The organism is Bacillus sp. SRI_025, assembly GCF_057592095.1.
Map to the genome: position 1 here is coordinate 200,127 of NZ_JBYEGB010000005.1, position 18,778 is coordinate 218,904.

At 43.4% G+C, this 18,778-nt stretch carries 6 protein-coding genes; all 6 read right to left on the minus strand.

Features of this window, described 5'->3' with window-relative positions:
- Window positions 1-3: 3 nt before the first annotated feature.
- From AC20OE_RS15405 to AC20OE_RS15430, 6 genes are read right to left on the minus strand one after another with little or no spacing between them, the layout of a single operon-like run.
- Window positions 4-4,506, minus strand: a complete 4,503-nt coding sequence (locus AC20OE_RS15405) for a type I polyketide synthase (RefSeq protein WP_487268967.1) — start codon at window positions 4,504-4,506, stop codon at window positions 4-6.
- The gene (locus AC20OE_RS15410; RefSeq protein WP_099663004.1) at window positions 4,499-7,168 is read right to left on the minus strand and encodes a non-ribosomal peptide synthetase; all 2,670 of its coding nucleotides are present in this window, start codon (window positions 7,166-7,168) and stop codon (window positions 4,499-4,501) included. The genes AC20OE_RS15405 and AC20OE_RS15410 overlap by 8 nt, the downstream gene beginning before the upstream one ends.
- Window positions 7,169-7,188: 20 nt before the next feature.
- Window positions 7,189-16,278 carry an amino acid adenylation domain-containing protein gene (locus AC20OE_RS15415; RefSeq protein WP_487268968.1) on the minus strand — a complete coding sequence of 3,030 codons (9,090 nt, stop codon included), beginning with the start codon at window positions 16,276-16,278 and terminating at the stop codon, window positions 7,189-7,191.
- Between the two features lie 19 nt (window positions 16,279-16,297).
- Window positions 16,298-17,440, minus strand: a complete 1,143-nt coding sequence (locus AC20OE_RS15420) for an acyl-CoA dehydrogenase family protein (protein ID WP_099663000.1) — start codon at window positions 17,438-17,440, stop codon at window positions 16,298-16,300.
- On the minus strand, window positions 17,427-17,696 hold the full coding sequence (locus AC20OE_RS15425) for an acyl carrier protein (RefSeq protein ID WP_487268969.1): 270 nt from the start codon (window positions 17,694-17,696) through the stop codon (window positions 17,427-17,429). The genes AC20OE_RS15420 and AC20OE_RS15425 overlap by 14 nt, the downstream gene beginning before the upstream one ends.
- Before the next feature lie 27 nt (window positions 17,697-17,723).
- A complete protein-coding gene (locus tag AC20OE_RS15430) occupies window positions 17,724-18,776 on the minus strand; it encodes an HAD-IIIC family phosphatase (protein ID WP_059376538.1) in 1,053 nt (350 codons plus the stop codon).
- Between the last annotated feature and the right edge of the window lie 2 nt (window positions 18,777-18,778).

The following is an 18,778-nucleotide window of genomic DNA, read 5'->3' on the forward strand; positions in this document are numbered from 1 at the left end:
CATCTATTTTCGTTTTAATCTCTGTTTACGTCGATTTTTTCCTTCTGTCATCGCCTGTTTACGGAGATTAGTTGATTCAGTGACAGCTTGCTTTTCTTCCTTTACTCCATGAATCTTCTTTAGTTCTGCAGCCAATGACGCGATGGTCGGATGGCTATACATCATAACGACCGGAACCTCTATGCCGTAAATTGATTTGATTTGACCGCTCATTTGCAGTAAATCAAGGGATGTCGCACCCATTTCAAAGAAATTCTCATTCACATCCGGCTCATGAGAAAAAAAGGAGCTGAGTACCTCACACAATGATGCTTCTAGACGATCATCAATGACCTGAGATATCTCTTGAGACGGCTCTTCTTCTTGTTTCAGAGGTGTTAAGCGATGTTTCATTCTCTCACCCATATCTTGAACGGATACAAGAATTTGTGGATAATCTAGACGCAACACTTCCTGGACGGCCCTTATTCCTTGTTCTGGTGAAATTCCAGCCTGTTCCTCGATCGCCATCATGTCATTGACTTTGGCCGCTAATGCCGAGTCGTGTGCCATGCCGACTTTCTCCCACCGATCCCAATTTAAAGAAATAACCGGCTTCCCTTCCTGCCTTTTGGCATGAGCAAAGCTGTCCATAAAAGCATTTGAAGCTGCATAAGCCACTTGTCCAGCCGCTCCAAGAAAGGAAACAAGAGAGGAACAAAGTAAAAAGAAGTCGAGCGCTTCATCCTTGAGTTCTTCATTCAGCACATAGGTCCCATTGATTTTTGCCTGACACATACGAATTTCATCGTCTGCTGTTCTTGCTTGAATGATTTTCCCATCTGCCTCTCCTGCCGCATGAATGACACCATGCAAATGACCAAATGCCGTATGAGCCAGCTCAATCGCTTTCTGCACAGCATCTTTATCTGACACATCACCGTGTACAGCTTGTACATCAGCTCCTAACTCTTCAAGAGTCATCAGCTTTTTCACGATCTCAGCTTCTTTCCCATTTGCATCACGCAGCTCATGCCAGGCAGCGCGTTCACGTATTTGTGAACGGCTCATGATCACAAGTTTTGCTTGATACGCTTCTGCTAAATGTTGAGCTAGTGTGAAGCCAATACCGCCCATACCACCAGTGATGAGATAAACACCATGAGACCTGAAAGGCTGCTTGGACGATTCCTCTTTTCTTAAAGGTGTTCTTGAAGCTTTTCGAATCCATCTGCTGTTCACGCGATACGCTACGACTGCTTCTTGATCGTGCATTGCAATCTCATATGAAAGGAACAGCGGCCAATTCGCCTTTGTATCCTGACATACATCAATATGCTGACACACAATATGCTGATATTCTTGTGGAATGGTCAAAGCTAGCCCTGTAAATGTTGCTTGAAGTGGATTGACCTTCTCCATGCCGATTACATCATGTGCTTGGCTTGTCACGAGGCGAAGACGTATGGTTGTGTTATGGTACCGGCTGATCAGTCTGACGAGATCGAGCACAGATAAGTAGTTTGGCTGATCATCGGTATCTTTCGTCAGTTCATCATGCATCCAGATGATCTCTTCAGGTATAAATCCTGATTGCTGCAGTTCAGCCATGACCCACTCTAAGTGGGACAGCATATAAACGTCAGCCTTCAACAAATGGTCATTTTCTTTCATCGTATGATCACTTTGACATATGCTGATCACCTCTGCATGCCGTTCTTTCAAATAGGCACCAATATGGCCATTTTTTTCAAATATCAAGATGCGTTTTCCTTGATGATGCTGCTCCTTTAATACAGGTGAAGAGCGCTCCCATACCGGAATGTAAAACCAGTCTTGAAAATCAGCTGACCGTTTTTCTATCTTTTCTGGCGTTAAAGCAGTCATCATCTGATCCGCTTTAAACTGCGGTGAAGGGAATATTTGATGCTCAAATGGATACGTTGGCAGTGAAACTCGATATGGGGCCTCTTCTTTTCTGACAGCGCTCCAGTTCGGCTCCACTCCGTAACTCCACAGTTTCCCTATGGCCTTTTCCATATATTCATCATCAGCTGCTTGTTCTTTTGGATGTCTCACCAATGAAACAGCTGCTGCTTTGTTCACATCATAGTGATCATGTCGTCTCACGAATTGAGTCAACGTCTGACCTGGCCCCACTTCAATGAAAACCATCTCTCCGAGTCCAAGCAATGTCTCTAATCCTTGACTAAATAAAACAGGCTGTCTGATATGAGATGCCCAGTATTCAGGTGATGCAGCTTGCTCATTCGTTAACCAGCTCCCTGTCACATTTGAAAGGATCGGTATCTCGCCTTGCTGAAAGGTGATCTCTAAAAGAACTTCCTTAAACTGTTTGGATGCTTCAGCCATCATACTTGTATGAAAGGCGTGAGAAGTTTTCAGTTTTTGGACAGAAGCCCCTCTTTTTTCAGCTTGTTCGATATATACTTGTAATCGTTCTGAAGGGCCGGATACAACGGATAATTGTGAGCTATTCACCGCAGAAAGCTCGACACCTTCTGGAAGATTATCTTCAATCTCTTCGGCAGGAAGTGTCACGCCTGCCATATCACCAGGTGGCATTTTTTGCATCAAACTACCTCTTTTTAAAACGATCCGGATTGCATCTTCAAGATGGATCATACCAGCCACGCAGGCAGCCGTGATTTCCCCAATACTATGACCAATGAAATAATGCGGACGTATACCCAGTCCCATCAACTTCAATGCAAGCGCATACTCAAAACTAAACATGATAATTTGTGTATAAGATGTTTGCTGCATGAGTCGTTCTGCTTCTTTGAATTCTTCTTCGGTTGTTGGATATAACACGTTCTCGATCTCAACACCTGATAAGGATAAAATGATGGCAAAACATTTCTGAAGCGTCTGCTTAAATAAAGGATCTTTCTCATATAAATCCTTGCCCATATTCACATACTGAGCACCTTGGCCAGAGAACATCCAAACGACCGCAGGATGTTGAAATGCCTTTTGCGGCTGTCCGGCTGATTGGAATGTACGGTCGGAATTTGCAAGAATAGCTTGTCGATAAGGGAAATGCTTTCGTCCCTCTTGCAGCGTAAATGCTGCATCGGATAGTGAGACGCTCGTTTGTTCTTTTAAATAAGATGTGATTTTTTCAGCAGACTTTTGAACCGCCTGCTTCGATCTTGCCGAAATCACCATTAGTTCATGATCTCTGTCTGCTGACGACTTATCGGCGGCGGGTGCCTCCTCCATGATCAAGTGTACATTCGTTCCGCCAACTCCAAATGAGCTGACACCGGCACGCAGCGGGGTCTCTGATTTCTTCCATGGTACAGTTGATGTATTCACATAAAATGGGCATGATTCAAAATCAATTTTCGGATTTGGTTTTTTATAATGAAGACTGGGTGGCAGCACCTGATGGTACAGACTAAGCGTCGTCTTGATAAAACCTGCAATTCCCGCCGCTGAGTCAAGATGACCAATATTGGTTTTCACAGATCCAATGGCACAAAACTGCTTTTTATCCGTTTGAAAAGCTTGCTTCAATGACTCAATTTCAACCGGATCTCCAAGAGTCGTCCCTGTTCCATGTGCTTCTATATAAGAAATACTTTCGGCTTCTACACGACTGATGTTGAGTGCCTTTTTAATAATTTCACTTTGCCCTTCTATACTTGGTGCTGTGTATCCAACCTTTCGCCCGCCGTCATTGTTATAAGCTGAACCTTTAATCACCCCATAAATATGGTCCTTATCTTTTAGTGCCTGCTTTAATGATTTGAGCACAACCACTCCACAGCCCTCGCCGCCAACGGTTCCTTTTGCCTGTTCATCAAAAGCCCGGCAGTGGCCATCTGGTGACATGATCATGCCCTCTTGATACATGTATCCTTTTTTGTGAGGGGTCGTAATGGTGACGCCGCCAGCGAGTGCCATTTTACATTCTCCAGTAAGCAGGGCGCGTGACGCCAAATGAACTGCGGTCAAAGAGGAGGAACAAGCTGTATCAACAGCTACGCTCGGTCCCTTCAGATTCAATTTGTAGGATACCTTTGTGTTCATGAAATCTTTATCTGTTAACTGAACAGCCGCAAATTGTTCAGATGAGTTATTTGTTCTCATCAGCATGGACGCAGCTTGCCAATATAAGTTTGCAGAAGCAGCTCCAAATAAACCGATCGGTTCTTGATAGGTTTCAGGATTATAGCCTGCATCTTCAAGGGATTCCCATGCCACCTCATGAAACATGCGAATTTGCGGATCCATTACTTCAGCCTCACGCTGTGAATAACCAAAGAAATCTGCATCAAAGTGATCATGCTGATCTACTGCTCCTTTAGCACGTACATAATGCTCATGGTCCAATGCCTCTTGTTCAACACCTGCCTCAAGCAGCTCTTCCTTAGAGAAGAAGGTAATGGACTCTCTTCCATTCGCAAGATTATCCCAAAAGTCATGAATATTCTTCGCTCCTGGAAAACGGCAAGCCATACCTACCACTGCAACCTCTAATCCTGTGAACTTACTCATCTATCATCCCGCCTAACAGTTGAGCGGCACTTTCTAAGTCATCCGCTTCATTTTCTCCATCATCTTCAATTGGTTTATCCTGCCCAGATGCTTTGTTTCTTAATTGAGCGGCTATTTGTGAAACAGTTGTATATTGGAACAGCTCCATCACAGTCAGCTCCTGCTGAAATTCCTCTTTCACTTTATTGGACAGCTCAACGATATTAAAAGAGTTCCCGCCTAAATCAAAAAACGGTTCATCTATATGAATCTGCGAAGCAGGGACTTGTAATATAGACGCGAAAATACGAACAAGTTTCTGCTCTGTTTCATTGTGAACTTGAATGGTTACCGGCTCTGCTTTGCCTTCCAACTGATCTTCTGGATTCGGCAGTGCTTGAATATCCAATTTCCCTGATAGATTCAGAGGAAATTGCTCTACTTGAATGACATGCCTCGGCACCATATAACCTGGTAATCTTTCACTTAAAGATTGACGAAGTGCGCGCTGATCTATCGCTTGTTTTGCCATGATATATGCGCAAATGTATTGATCCTGATCCTTCGATTCCTTAGGAATGACAATGACATCTTGGACCAGCCCTTGTATGTTCGGATCATCAAGAAGGGCTCGGCGGATTTCCTCGAGCTCAATTCGATATCCTCTGATTTTCACTTGACCGTCGTTTCTTTTAGCAAATTCTAATAAACCATCAAACCGCCATCTTGCAAGGTCTCCCGTACCGTATAACATCCCGCTGCTCAGCTCTGGTTTTTTGATAAATTTCTCCTTGTTGAGATCAGGATGATTGATGTACCCGCGGCCTACACCAGCGCCTGCTATATACAATTCGCCAAAAACACCAATCGGAACCGGCTCACCTTGCGTATCACATATGAAAATATGCTCATTTGGCATCGGCTGCCCAATAGGAATGACTTGCTCATCCCAATCATGAGGAATCAAAAAGGATGACGACTGAACCGTACATTCAGTAGGTCCATACGCATTAATCATGATAAGTTTGTCACCCGTTACATGCTGTAAAAATTGATCCATCAGTTCTTTTGTAAACACTTCTCCGCCCACAAGCAGCATGTTCAGAGCAGGCAAGGCTTGTTTTGATTGTGCTGCTGCCTTATTCATCAGCTTTAAATGAGAGGGGGTCACATCAGACAACTGAATGTGGTTTTCTTGATAAAACGACCATAATGCATGCCCATCCATACGGACTTCATCTTTTGCAATATGCAGCGTATGCCCGAGGAGCATTGCTGGAAACAATGTTTGTACAGATGCATCAAAAATATGTGAAGCCAGCATCCCTACTTGCAAATCATCAGGGAGTAGATCAAAAAAGCGTGTTTTCATTCCGTATACCAAATTAATGACATGACGATGTTCAATAACGACCCCTTTCGGATGCCCAGTCGTACCCGATGTATACAAGACATACGCCATATCCGAAGGCGAAATAGACCAAGTGAGATTCTCTGTTATTAGGGATTCTTGAAACATGTCGTGAATAACATAAACCTTCACATCCAAACCTTCGTGTCCGTCTTCGTCCGATACTATGGCTGTAGCACCGCTGTTTTTGAGCATATACCGAATTCTTTCGACCGGCAGATGAACATCAATCGGTAAATAAGCATAGCCAGCCTTTAAGATACCAAGAATGGCAATGACCAGTTCAGCAGACCGATACATTCTGAGACCAACAGGAGTCTCACGTGTGATTTGACTTTGGGAAAGTCTAAACGCAATACGATCCGATAACTGATCAACCTCTTCATATGTATAGGAGGTATTGCCAAACACAACAGCCGTTCGCGCTGGATGCAATTGGACTTGCTGTTGAAATAATGACACAATATCTCGATCTATCGGATAGGCAAGCGCCTCCCCTTGAAACGAATCAAACAACTGACTTTTCTCCATATCAGATAGAAACGAGTGTGTGCTCATCGCTTGATCAGGCTTTTTGAGAAATTGCTCTGTGAGTGTCATGAAATGTCTTGAAAACTGCTCCATCATTTGATCGTCATAAATGGAAGCATCCCAGTGAACTTCAGCATGAAGGTGATCTTGTTCTTTCTTCCAAACAATGAGTACATCCGCGTGCAACTGCTCTCGGTCAGTATGCCCATGCAATGTCTCAAACGCACATGCCAGATTAACACGCTCTTTGCCTTCTCCTGCTGAACGCCAAATTTCACCCATTAAAATATGAACAGGATAGTTTTGATGACGTACTGCCTCCTGAAACGATTGTTTTACTGCGTCAAGCCCTGCACTAAAGCTCATATGAGGATCAATCTCTGCCTTAAGTGGCAGCATATGATTAATGGTGGATTGACTGGCGGACTGTTCCATTGTAGGAACAGTCACCATCAACTCAGTTTTTCCGCTATAACGCTGAAGCACTCCAAAAGCGGCTGTGGTCAGCACGATAAACAAGCGCAAATCAGAATCTCCACATAATTGCTTTAACGAATGGTTTACAGCCATCGGGAAGGACGAATGAAGCGATCGGTTCATTGCAGCAGAATGGGCTTGTGAAACCGTATGAGGAATACGGCCATCCAGCTGGACACCTGATAAAACAGATGTCCAATAAGTTCTTTCCCTCGCCCTTTCCCTCGCCGCTGCTTTCAGTTGAAAATCATCTTGTTCAATCACTCTTCCATTCACCTCTTTACTTATATTTTTAAGTCATCTAATTCGAAAAGAGATACGTCGTCTAATTGCTTGAATGAAGTAGTCAGTTCAATTTCCTCTATTCTCACCGAATCTACTGAGACAGCTCGCATGATGTCTTTCAGCAAACCTGCAATCCGCTCTATGGTTTCCTCTGTGAAAAGCTCAGTGTTATATTCAATCGTTGAAGAAAGTCCGTCTTCCTGCTCATACGCAATCCAGAGTAAATCAAAGCGCGACGTTCCTGTCTCGTACGGATAATCACTAAAGGTTAAACCGCCCACCTTCAGTTCTGGCTGATTCATATTTTGCAAAGCGAACACAGCATCAAACAATTGATTCCGGCTGACATTCCGGCTCAGTTGGAGGTCTTGAACCATATGTTCATATTGATAATCTTGATGTCCGAAATCATCAATGACATGTGCCTTTACATCTTGAAGGAATTGCTGATACGTCAGCTCTGCGTTAGGATATAAACGAAGTGGCAGCATATTGACAAAGATACCGATGACTTGCTGCAGCTCCTCCTGTTTTCTACCTGCTACCGGAACCCCAACCGTGATATCTGATTGACCGCTTAATTTATGAAGCAAAATCTGATACAGACTTAACAGCCCCATAAACAGCGTGGCATCTTCCTTTACAATCACTTGCTTAAACGCGTTCAGCTCCGCTTCTTCTATACGGAATGTATAATGTCCGCCGCGGAATTGTCTCACCTCTGGCCGATCAAAATCTGTTGGCAGATCAAGCAGCGGAGCACCTTCTAACCGGTTTTTCCAGTAATCACTCGATTCTTTTAATGCTTCAGACGCAAGCATGTCGTTTTGCCATTCTGAAAAATCTTTATATTGCAGTACAAGAGGCTCAAGTGTCCTGCCGTCATATAACTGCATAAAGTCGTTGACCAAAATATCTTGAGAAAGACCATCTGAGATAATGTGATGCATGTCCAACATAAGCACAAATTCCTCTTCTGCAAGCTTCATCACACCGACTCTCATTAATGGAGCCTCACTTAACGTAAAGGCAGTCAAAAATTGTTCAATCACTTGTTTTTGCTCTTTCTCAGATCCTTGAGTCGATCCCTCTGTGAGGTCAAACAAAGTGACTGCAAATGGTACCTCTTCTTCAATCTTTTGATAAGGGACGCCATTCTCTAACACAAACGCTGTCCGCAAACTTTCGTGTCTCTTAATGAGCTGCTGAAATGCCCATTCCAACCTGCTGATATCGAGCTTCCCTTTAATTCGCCCCGCTTTAAATTCGTTGTATCCTGTGCTGCTTACATCCATTTGCTGCATGAGATACAACCGTTTTTGCGCAGACGACAAAGGATAATGCTCCTTCACTTCAGCTTTTTCAATCGCCTGATAAGCGGCAGTATCTGCTTGTTCGATATATTCTGCCATTAATCGGATCGTTGGTATTTGGAAGAATTGTGGAAGCGCCAGCTCAACACTGAATGCGCGATGGATGATGCCAATAAAGGTAATCGCCTTCAAGGAATCTCCACCCATTTCAAAGAAATGATCATCAATGCCAATTTCATCAATTTTAAAGAAAGCTTGCCAATGCTGACTTAGTTCCTTTTCCAGCTCCGATTCAGGTGCAACATAATTCGTTGACAGCGCTGGCCGAGAATATAAGTTTCCATCTTGTGCATGCTCTCCGGCGCTCTCTTCCTCACGGGATAAACGGTCTACATATCGGTGGATACGATCATGTAAAGACGTTGTTGAAATAACCATTTGTTCCACTTGATCCATTGAAAGCAATCGTTCAAAGATCATTCTTCCTTCTTTTTCTGCAATTAACGTTTCGGTGACATCATCTCCGATTGGAAGATCGAGCTGCTTTCCTTGCTCAAATTCCCAGCCGTCAAAGCTAATGACAGACCACTGCATTTCTGAACGAAGATTTCTGTCATACACGTACGCATCGATGAAATGATTCACAGCTGTATAGGCTGTGAATCCGAGTCCACCCAAAATTGGTGACAAAGAAGACAGCACAAAACAGAAATCAAGTGATCGGTCACCTAAGGCGGCATCAAGATGAAGTACACCATTCATCTTCGCTTCAAAATGCGGTTCTGAGAATGGGACATCTGTTTGCTCCATCACCCTGAAGGATTGATCACCTGTCACTCCAGCTGCATAAATCACACCGTCAATCTGCCCATAGGCCGCATCCACCGTGTTGATCAATTGCTGGATATCTTCCCTGTGGCGAACATCTACTTTCTTTATGAGAACTTCTGCACCAGCCTCTTCAAGCGCCATCACCTTTTGTATTTTTTTCTTAGTTGGATCCTGTTCATCGTGCGTAGCAAGCCACTCTTGCCACTTGCTTCTATCAGGCAGTCCAGACCTGCTCGTTAAGATCAACGTTCCCTTCGTTTGCTCGGTCAAAGACTGTGCAATATTCAATCCAATAAACCCAAGACCGCCAATTAAAATGTATACACCATCTTTTTTAGCCAACTGAGTATGTCCTGTTTCGGGAACTAGAGCTTTGGCATACTTTTTCACATATCGCTTATTTCGTCGATAGACCGTGAGAAGCTGTCCAGATGTTCGATCTAACTCATCGCTAATTTGTTTCAGCAACCTCTTTTCCTGCACCCCATTTGCCACTGGGCGATCGACATCAAGAATGCGGTAACGCAAGTTCGGTGTTTCTTGTGAAATAACCATCGCAGGTCCAAGATGGATTGCTTTTTCAGGATAAAGGATAGACTCACCGCCAACGGCATACGTCAATGAGGAAAGAACTGTAATGGATACCTTTTGGTCCAAAACAGATTTTTTCAAAGCCTGTCCGATATAAAGCAAAGAGTAATAAGCATCTTGCTGCGTTTGTTTCACCCATTCTTCTTCCGATTGAGACAGCTGTCGTTCTGAAAGACCCCATAGATGACAAACTTCTGACACATTGATTTGGTCATCTGCCAGATTTGATATGAGCTTTTCATAATCAGAAGGCTTATGTGACCGAATGGTGTAGCTTTTTTCATCATGCTTCGTAAATTCATTTCCTTTCTGAACCACTACGAACTCGTTTCGTTTCGTCAGAAGCTCGGCTGCAACCTTCTCTCCGAAGGCAGATGAATCCGCAAACAAAAGCAAGGCTCCAAAAGAGGAATCACCTGATGACACATAAGGGGAAAGGTCCGCCTCCCAATAAGGGGTATAGAACCATTCATCCATTTGCTCCTTTCGTCCAGACTGCTTAGGTTTATCGCGTTTTACACGGTCTGATGCATCATACCAATAGGAGGTTTGATCAAACGCATACGTTGGCATCGGCATTTTCCGCGGCTGACGGTTTAGATGGAACCTGTTCCAATCAATGGATATTCCATGTGTCCATAGGCGTCCAATCTGTCCAAGTAAAAATTCAGTATCCGTCACATCTTGTTTTGCATGTCTAAGCACATGACATACATGCTGATTCATGCCGTTCAGTGACCGGTTGACCATGACACTCAAATCTTGACCTGGTCCAATCTCAATTAATTGAATATTATCCTGCTGTAAAATATTTGTGATGCCTTCAGCAAAACGCACCGTATCGGTCATATGCCTTTTCCAATAGGACATATCCTGAGCACTCGTATTTGTCATCCAGTCTCCTGTCAAATTCGAAATGAATGGAATACGCAGCTGCTTGGCTTTAATATCCTTTAATTTTTCACCAAATTGTTCCGCTGCCTCCTTCATGACATGTGAGTGAGCAGCAATGGTTCCACCTAATCGCATACACATCAACCGGTTATTCTTCAGCTCTTGTTCAAATTCACTTATTGCTGCTTCAAGACCTGACACGATACAAGAGGAATCATTGACAACAGCGAGAGAAATATCTTTTGGAAGCATCGGTTTTAACTCTGCTTCGGGTAATGGAACACTCATCATGATGCCAGCTGGCGACGACTGCATTGCATTCGCCCGATAGGCGACCATCGACATCGCTTCCTTTAAACTGAAAAGGCCTGATATAGCGGCTGCCGTTAATTCGCCAAAGCTATAGCCGATCATTGCATCAGGACGGATGCCCCAGTCAATGAAGAGCATAGAAAGGGCATATTCAATCGCAAAAATGGCTGGCTGTGCATATTGAGTGCTTGCCAATTTTTCGCGGGCCTTTTCTGTTTCAGCAGCTAATGGATAAAGAATGCGGGCAAGACTTCGCCCTGTTGCTTCTTCATACGCTTGAAAACAAGCATCCATTTGCTTCTTAAAGTAAGGCTCTTCCCGGTACAAATCTAATCCCATGTTGAGGTATTGATTGCCTTGTCCAGAAAACATAAAAATAATCTTTTGTTTCTCCACATGCGAATGCATGAGCTTCCCAATACCCTTGCCTTGCTTTTCTGTCAATACTCGCAGAGCATCTTCTCTGCTACCCGCAACAAATGCCTGACGGAAATCAAAGGATTGCCTGCCTGTTTGCAAGGTATAAGCTGCGTCTGCCAAATTGAGAGAAGGCGTGTTTTCCAACTGATTCACAAGGTTGTCTTTCATTCGTTCCAAACTCGTTTTGCTCTTTGCTGAAAGGACAAGCAGCTCAGCCGAACGAGGCATTTGCTGACGATCTCTTCGCGGCGCTTCTTCTAATATGACATGCGCATTGGTTCCGCCCATTCCAAATGAGCTCACACCAGCCCGCCGCAAATGTGATGCTGGCTGCTTCCAGTCGGTCAGCTCAGTGTTTACAAAGAAAGGACTATGCTCAAATGCAATATTTTCATTCGCTTTTTTGAAGTGAAGACTAGGCACAAATGTGTGATGCTGAAGCGAAAGCACAGCTTTGATCAAACCAGCTGCTCCTGCCGCTGCATCCAAATGTCCAATATTTGTTTTCACAGATCCAATACGGCAAAATTGTTTTTTCTCTGTGTCGAAAGCTTTTGTGAGCGCGTCTATTTCAATCGGATCTCCAAGTGACGTTCCAGTTCCGTGTGTTTCTACATATTCAATCGTTTCTGGTGAAACATCTGCTTGATTTAGGGCATCCTGGATGACCCTTGTCTGACCTTCAACACTTGGAGCATTGAAGCCAACCTTTTGATCACCATCATTGTTGATGGCAGAGCCCTTAATGACCGCATAAATATGGTCACCATCTTCTATGGCTTCACTAAGTGCTTTTAAAGCAACAAGCCCCACACCATCTCCGCCAACAGTTCCATCTGCTTGATCGTCAAAGGCACGACAATGACCATCACTAGATTTCACCATGTTCTGCTGATAAATGTATCCTGATTTCACTGGGTGTAAAATCGACACACCTCCCGCAAGCGCTACATCTGAATCACCATTTGCAATGGATTGACAGGCCAAATGCAAGGCGACCAAAGAAGTCGAACAAGCGGTTTGCAATGTGAGCGCTGGTCCTTTCAAATTCAATTTATGGGCAATTCTTGTACTCACGGTATACGTATCATTGAGTGAGCCCACTTCAAACAGCTCTGACATGCTGCTATCAAGCGAAGATGCAAAACGCTGAATCCACTGAAAGTTCGATGTGGACCCAGTAAACAAACCGACCTTACCTTGATAATCTTCCTGCACATACCCCGCATCTTCCAGCGCCTTATAGGCGTACTCATGCAGCAGCCGTATTTGAGGATCCATCATTTCTGCCTGACCTGGTGAATAGCCGAAGAATGATGCATCAAATAAATCAGGCCCATCAATCACACCTTTTGCTCTTACATAATCGGAACGTTCAAAGGTTTGGCGGTCAATTCCAGCTTCAAGCAATTCTTCATCGGAAAAGAATGAAATCGATTCTTCTCCATTCTTCAAATTTCGCCAAAATGCCTCAACATTTTTCGCACCAGGGAATTTACCTGCCATTCCAATAATCGCAATCGGCTCGTTCGCTTTTCTTCTCTTTTGGTTCGCAGGCTGCGTGCCAGCTGCCTCCTGCTCTGTTGTACCGCTTAAATAGGCAGCAAGCTCTCTAATCGTTGGACGGCGGAACATTTCAACCATTGGAATACTTTGATTCAATTGCTTAGCGAGCTGTTGATTAACATGGATCAGGTTCAGAGAATGCCCGCCAATGTCAAAGAATTTGTCATGAACACTTACCTCATCTAAGCCGAGGACTTTTTTCCAGATGTCTTGAATGACTTTTTCAGTATCAGAAAGATTGTCAGAGCCCGCCTGCTTTTTCGTTAGCTGCCCCTGTTTCAAAGCAGGTAAAGCTCGTTTATCTAATTTGCCGTTGGCAGTCAGCGGCATATCATCCAATTGAACAAAGTGAGTTGGAATCATATAATCCGGCAGCTGATCGGCTAGTGCTTGTTTCATTGCAGCTTGATCGAGTATGGCTGTCGTGACAACATATGCGGCTAAACATGGTGTACCAGAAACATCTGGCTTTACAGCAACAGCTGCTGCTTTGACCCCTGGCTGTTCATTCAGCCAAAATTCAATCTCACCTGTTTCAATACGATAGCCTCTCAGCTTCACTTGATCATCATTTCGGCCTAAAAACTGAATGAGCCCATTAGGCAGAATGCGGGCTGCATCACCTGTTTTATAAATTTTTTCACCTGGCTGGAAAGGATGATCGACAAACCGCTCTTCGGTCAGTTCTGGGCGATTCAAATACCCTTTTGCAACACCTTTCCCCCCAATATATAATTCACCGATGGTTCCTTCCGGCATAAGATTCATATGTCTGTCAAAAAGAAGAATATCTGTATGCTGTGCAGGTTTTCCGATCGGTACATACACGTCTTGATCAATGTCCTGGTCATATCGATGAATCATGCAGCCAACCACTGTTTCAGTTGGTCCATATTCATTCACAATTTCTATAGGCTGTGGGAATGACTGCTGAATTGATTTCGCTAAAGATGTTTCCAGCTGTTCTCCGCCTAAAATAAAACATTTCATTTGGCTGTCTGGAAAAGACAGATGCTTAATAAACTGTAAATGAGATGGTGTCAGTTTCATCACATGTACGCGATTATCTTTTATGATATCTTCGACAAGCAGCTGCCGGTTTTCATGGTGATAAATCATGATGGTATTTCCTGAAATGAGCGGTGTGAAAATAGAAGTAACTGTCAGGTCAAATGACAATGATGTATACAAAGCAAAATGCCTTGTTTCTCCTCGAACATATACTTGTTTCGCCCAATCAATATAGTTGGCTAAACCAAGATGATGAATGAGTACACCTTTAGGTCTTCCGGTCGTTCCTGATGTATAAATGCAGTAGGCTGTTTGGTCTGAGGTGATGGCTTCTGCCAAGTTATCTGATGGTCCGGTGTATAGATCCGGCTGTGTGATATCAATTTTTTCTCCATGATAAGAATAGGTGAGTCCTTTAATCGGATGAGTTAGGAGCCATTCTACTCCGCTGTCTTCTAGTAGATACTCTATTCGTTCCTGCGGGTATTCAGGATCAATTGGCACGTAAGCCCCGCCAGCTTTTAAAATAGCTAAGCATGCTATCACCATTTCAATGGAATGCTCTGCTAAAATGCCGACACGCTGCTCCTGTTTGACCCCTTTATTTTGTAAATAGCGTGCGAGCTGATTCACTCTCTTGTTGAGTTGTTCATATGTAACCATCGTATCGCCAAACTCAACTGCGGCTGCCGCTGGCGTTCGCTCCACTTGCTCTTCAAATAGGTCAATCACCGTTGGTTCATTGATAGACGTTGCCCCGCCATATTGCTGAAAAACCGTTAATTGCTTTTCTATCTCTTCTTCTGATAGCAGCTGTAACTGAGCAGCAGATTTATGCGGGTGAGCACAAGCATCAGACAGGAGATGAAGAAAATGCTGACACCACTTTTCAATTTGTTCAGCAGAAAAGCTGACTGGATTATACACCAATGAAAAGTGCAGCTGATCATCAAACGCCTGTACACTAAGCGTGAGATCGAATTCCGTCTGTTCTTTCATCTCAAATCCGCGAATACGAACAGGCTGATCGCTTTTCGTGAGCATTCGATCTAGTGGATAATTTTCAATGACGACGATTGAATCAAATAATGATTGCTCTGCCGTTAATCCTGCATATTTCTTTAAGTCGGATAGCGGTGTATGTTCATATTCATTTCTCACAGCTATTTCGCGACTCACTTCCTGCATCTGTTCAACAATCGGCCGATTCTGTTCGAATGAGACACGCAGCGGTAATGTGTTAATGAACAGGCCTGTCATCTTTTCAATTTGAGGAACATCCGCATTTCTTCCTGATACTGTTGTTCCAAAGACAATATCGTCTTGGTTGGCATACTTAGATAGCAAAACTCCCCACAGCGTATACATAACAGATGCCAATGTCACATCATGTTGATTCGTGAATTTGCTCAGGCTCTCCGAAATGGTAGCATCCACTTGATGTTCATATTGATGAAAAGCACCTGAATCTTCATACGCGCCGCCTGACTTTGGAAGCAGTTCTGCATAACTCCAGCCATCGAAAATATTTTTCCAGTAGGCAGATTGCGCTTCTGTCTGTTGAAAATTTTGCTGCTGCCATTTAACAAATGATTGATAGGAGGGTCTTTTTTCAAGAAGAGGTTTGTCTTCATTTGATAAGCGCTCATATGCACTCATCCAATCACTTAATACAATCCCAAGGCTCCACCCGTCCAATAAAATGTGATGAAAGCTAATGAGAACCCAGCTGACTTCTTCATTTACTTCACATAATGTCAGGCGAAATGGAACTTCCTGTAGATCAAATCGTTCTTCTCGGTCCTGTGCTATTATTTCCTCTTTCAGCAAATGAAGAGGCTCCTCAGCTTGTGTCAAATTGCGATATCGAATGTCAGGCTGATGCTGCTTCAGCACAATTTGTACTGGCCTTGCGAGTTCCTGCCATCTGAACAATGTTCTAAGCATTTCATGCTGTTTGGTGACATGCGTCCATGAATGTGCAAAGAGATCTCGATCAATCGGTCCGTCTATTTGGATCAACAGTTGTTCAAAATAAGCCGTTCCGTCCGGTTGCATTAAATGATGAAAAAGCAGTCCTTCTTGGATCGTAGTGATACCTAACATATTTTCAATGTTCTGTTTATCCAGCTTCTTCGGCTGTAATGCCATGGGAACATCTCCTTTCTCTCTAAGAATGTTTCACGAAATAATGGCGTAAACCATAGTTAGCAATGACCTGCTGCTGAATTTGCGAAGTCCCTTCAATAATTTCAAGCACCTTCGCTTCACGATATAACCTTGAAGCTGAGTTTTCCCGGCTAAAGCCACTTCCACCATGGATTTGGACATTTGTATTTGTAATGTCGACAGCAATTTTGGAGGTGAAATATTTTGCAATGGATGTTTCAGTGATCGCATCAGGATGATTCGCTTCTCGCATTTCTCCAGCCTTTAGGCATAAGGCTCTCGCTGCATGGAGCTGAGTGACTGCATCTCCGATCATCCCTTTGATCATTTGATGCTTGTACAGTTTTTCATTAAACTGTGTTCTTTTGCGTGAATACGTAACGAGAGAATCAACGGCTTCTTGTGCAATGGCAAGCCCTGCCCAAGCGACACTGTATCTTCCATGGTCTAAAGCAAGTGACACTACGTGGTTAAAACCGCCCCCAACTGGTCCTAAGACACAGTCTTCGTGTACCTGCACATGATCAAGGGTGATTTCTGCTAAATAAGATGCTCGATTTGCCATCATTCCAGTAATCCTCTCAATCTCTACACCCGGCTGATCTCGATCGACAAGGAATGCCGTGACTTGTTCGCCGTCTCGTGCAATCACAATAAAGAAATCTGCAATCGCTCCAAAGGAAATCCACTTTTTCTTCCCATTTAATACATAGGACTGTCCTTTTTTTTGATAGCTAGTTTCAACATGATTGGCATCTGAGCCAATATTCGGCTCTGACAAAGCAAAGGCACCGATTTTTTCCCCTTTAGCTAATTCAACAAGCCAGCCTTGTTTTTGATCTTCTGTTCCATAACGAAGAATGGCTTCTCCTACGAGTGAATTCACTGTTAATAATGTCCGTACGTTACAGCAAGCTTTCCCCACTTGTTCCGTGAACTGTCCATATGCGATTGGATCAAGCCCCAATCCTTGATAGGAGGATGGGATACCTGCTGCCAAATAGCCTCTTTTCGCCATATCTCGAATCAGCGACTCCGGCAAATGTTCTGTCTCATCGAATTCATTGGCAAATGGACGGATATGTTCATTGCAATATTGTCGTATTTCTTCAATGGCATCGATTGTTTGTTCAGCTGTTTTCATGAAGAGCCGCCTCCTGTTGTTTTTTCTCAATTAAGGCGACAATACGATTGACCGTACTAAAATTAGCAATGTCGAGATCTTCATTGTCTAATTGGAAGCGAAAGTCGTGTTCAATATAGTTCACTAGTTTCATGGCAAATAGAGAATTGACAAAGCCTTGTTCAAAAATATGATCATCATTTCCAAGCTCCATTTCCTCATCAAATACCACTAGGTTTTGCTCGATATATGCTCTTACTTGTTCGTGTAGGTTCATCATTCAATCTCCTCGCTTTTCGCTTTTTTATTTGGCAGGGTCTTTCTGCTTGATCTCAATGTTGACATCTACGTATTCTGGGAAAGGCTGAATCATGCTTAAATCGTTTTCGAACAAAATATAGCCATCTTCCCCATTCTCGATCTCTTTGAAATTCGCAAACTTATAAGTGATATACATCATGCGGTTTCGATCGGTTTGTTTAAAATCAGCTACAAGCCGTTTTCCTCTCTTTTTCGCCTCTTGCAAAATCGTTGTCAGTAAAATGGTCCCGACTCCACGTGACATAACGCGGCAAGACATAAGCAGCAGTTTGACATGCCATGTATCACCCGTTTCTTCTATTAAAGAGAGTCCTATTTTTCCATAAGAACCGAATTTATCTTCAAGTTCACAGACGAGAAGCAAGTGACTGTCTGATTGACGGAAATAATCAAGCTCTGCATAATCGTAGGTTTTCCCGCTTGCATTTAATTGATTGGTTCGAACGGTAAGTTCTTCGGCTCGCTGGAGATCTTGTTCTCCTGCTTCTGATATAACAAATTTCATATTTAAAGATGCCAAAAATTTTTCAGGCGGTCCTTCATATTTCTCTTCTTCCTGCTGCCTTTGATCTGCTTCCATGTACATTTCTCTGCGCCGTTTTGCATCCTCTGTGATAAAAGCTGGCCGCAGTCGATCATCTGTGAGCAATGTCATATAATCCACCGCATCCCAGCAAGTAATCTCTGGATGAACAGCCTTCACTTCTTCTCTTTCAAATGGCTGATCATCAATAAAGAGAATGGTATCTTTATGAATATTTAAGCGCTCACTGATTCTCTCTAATGAACTAGATTTGGCATTCCAATGAATCTCAGGATAGAGAAAGAAATGTTCGATCCCAAAGGCGGAGAGCTTTTCCCTCACAGCAGCTTCATCATTCCGGCTTGCAATGGATAAAAGGATTCCGCGCTCATCTAGCTCTGTCAGCACTTCCTTCATTGATGGCTTTAATGTCACTTCATCTGATTCAAGTAAAATCCCATCCCATAATGTATGATCTAAATCCCAGACAACACACTTGATTTGCTTAGCCATTT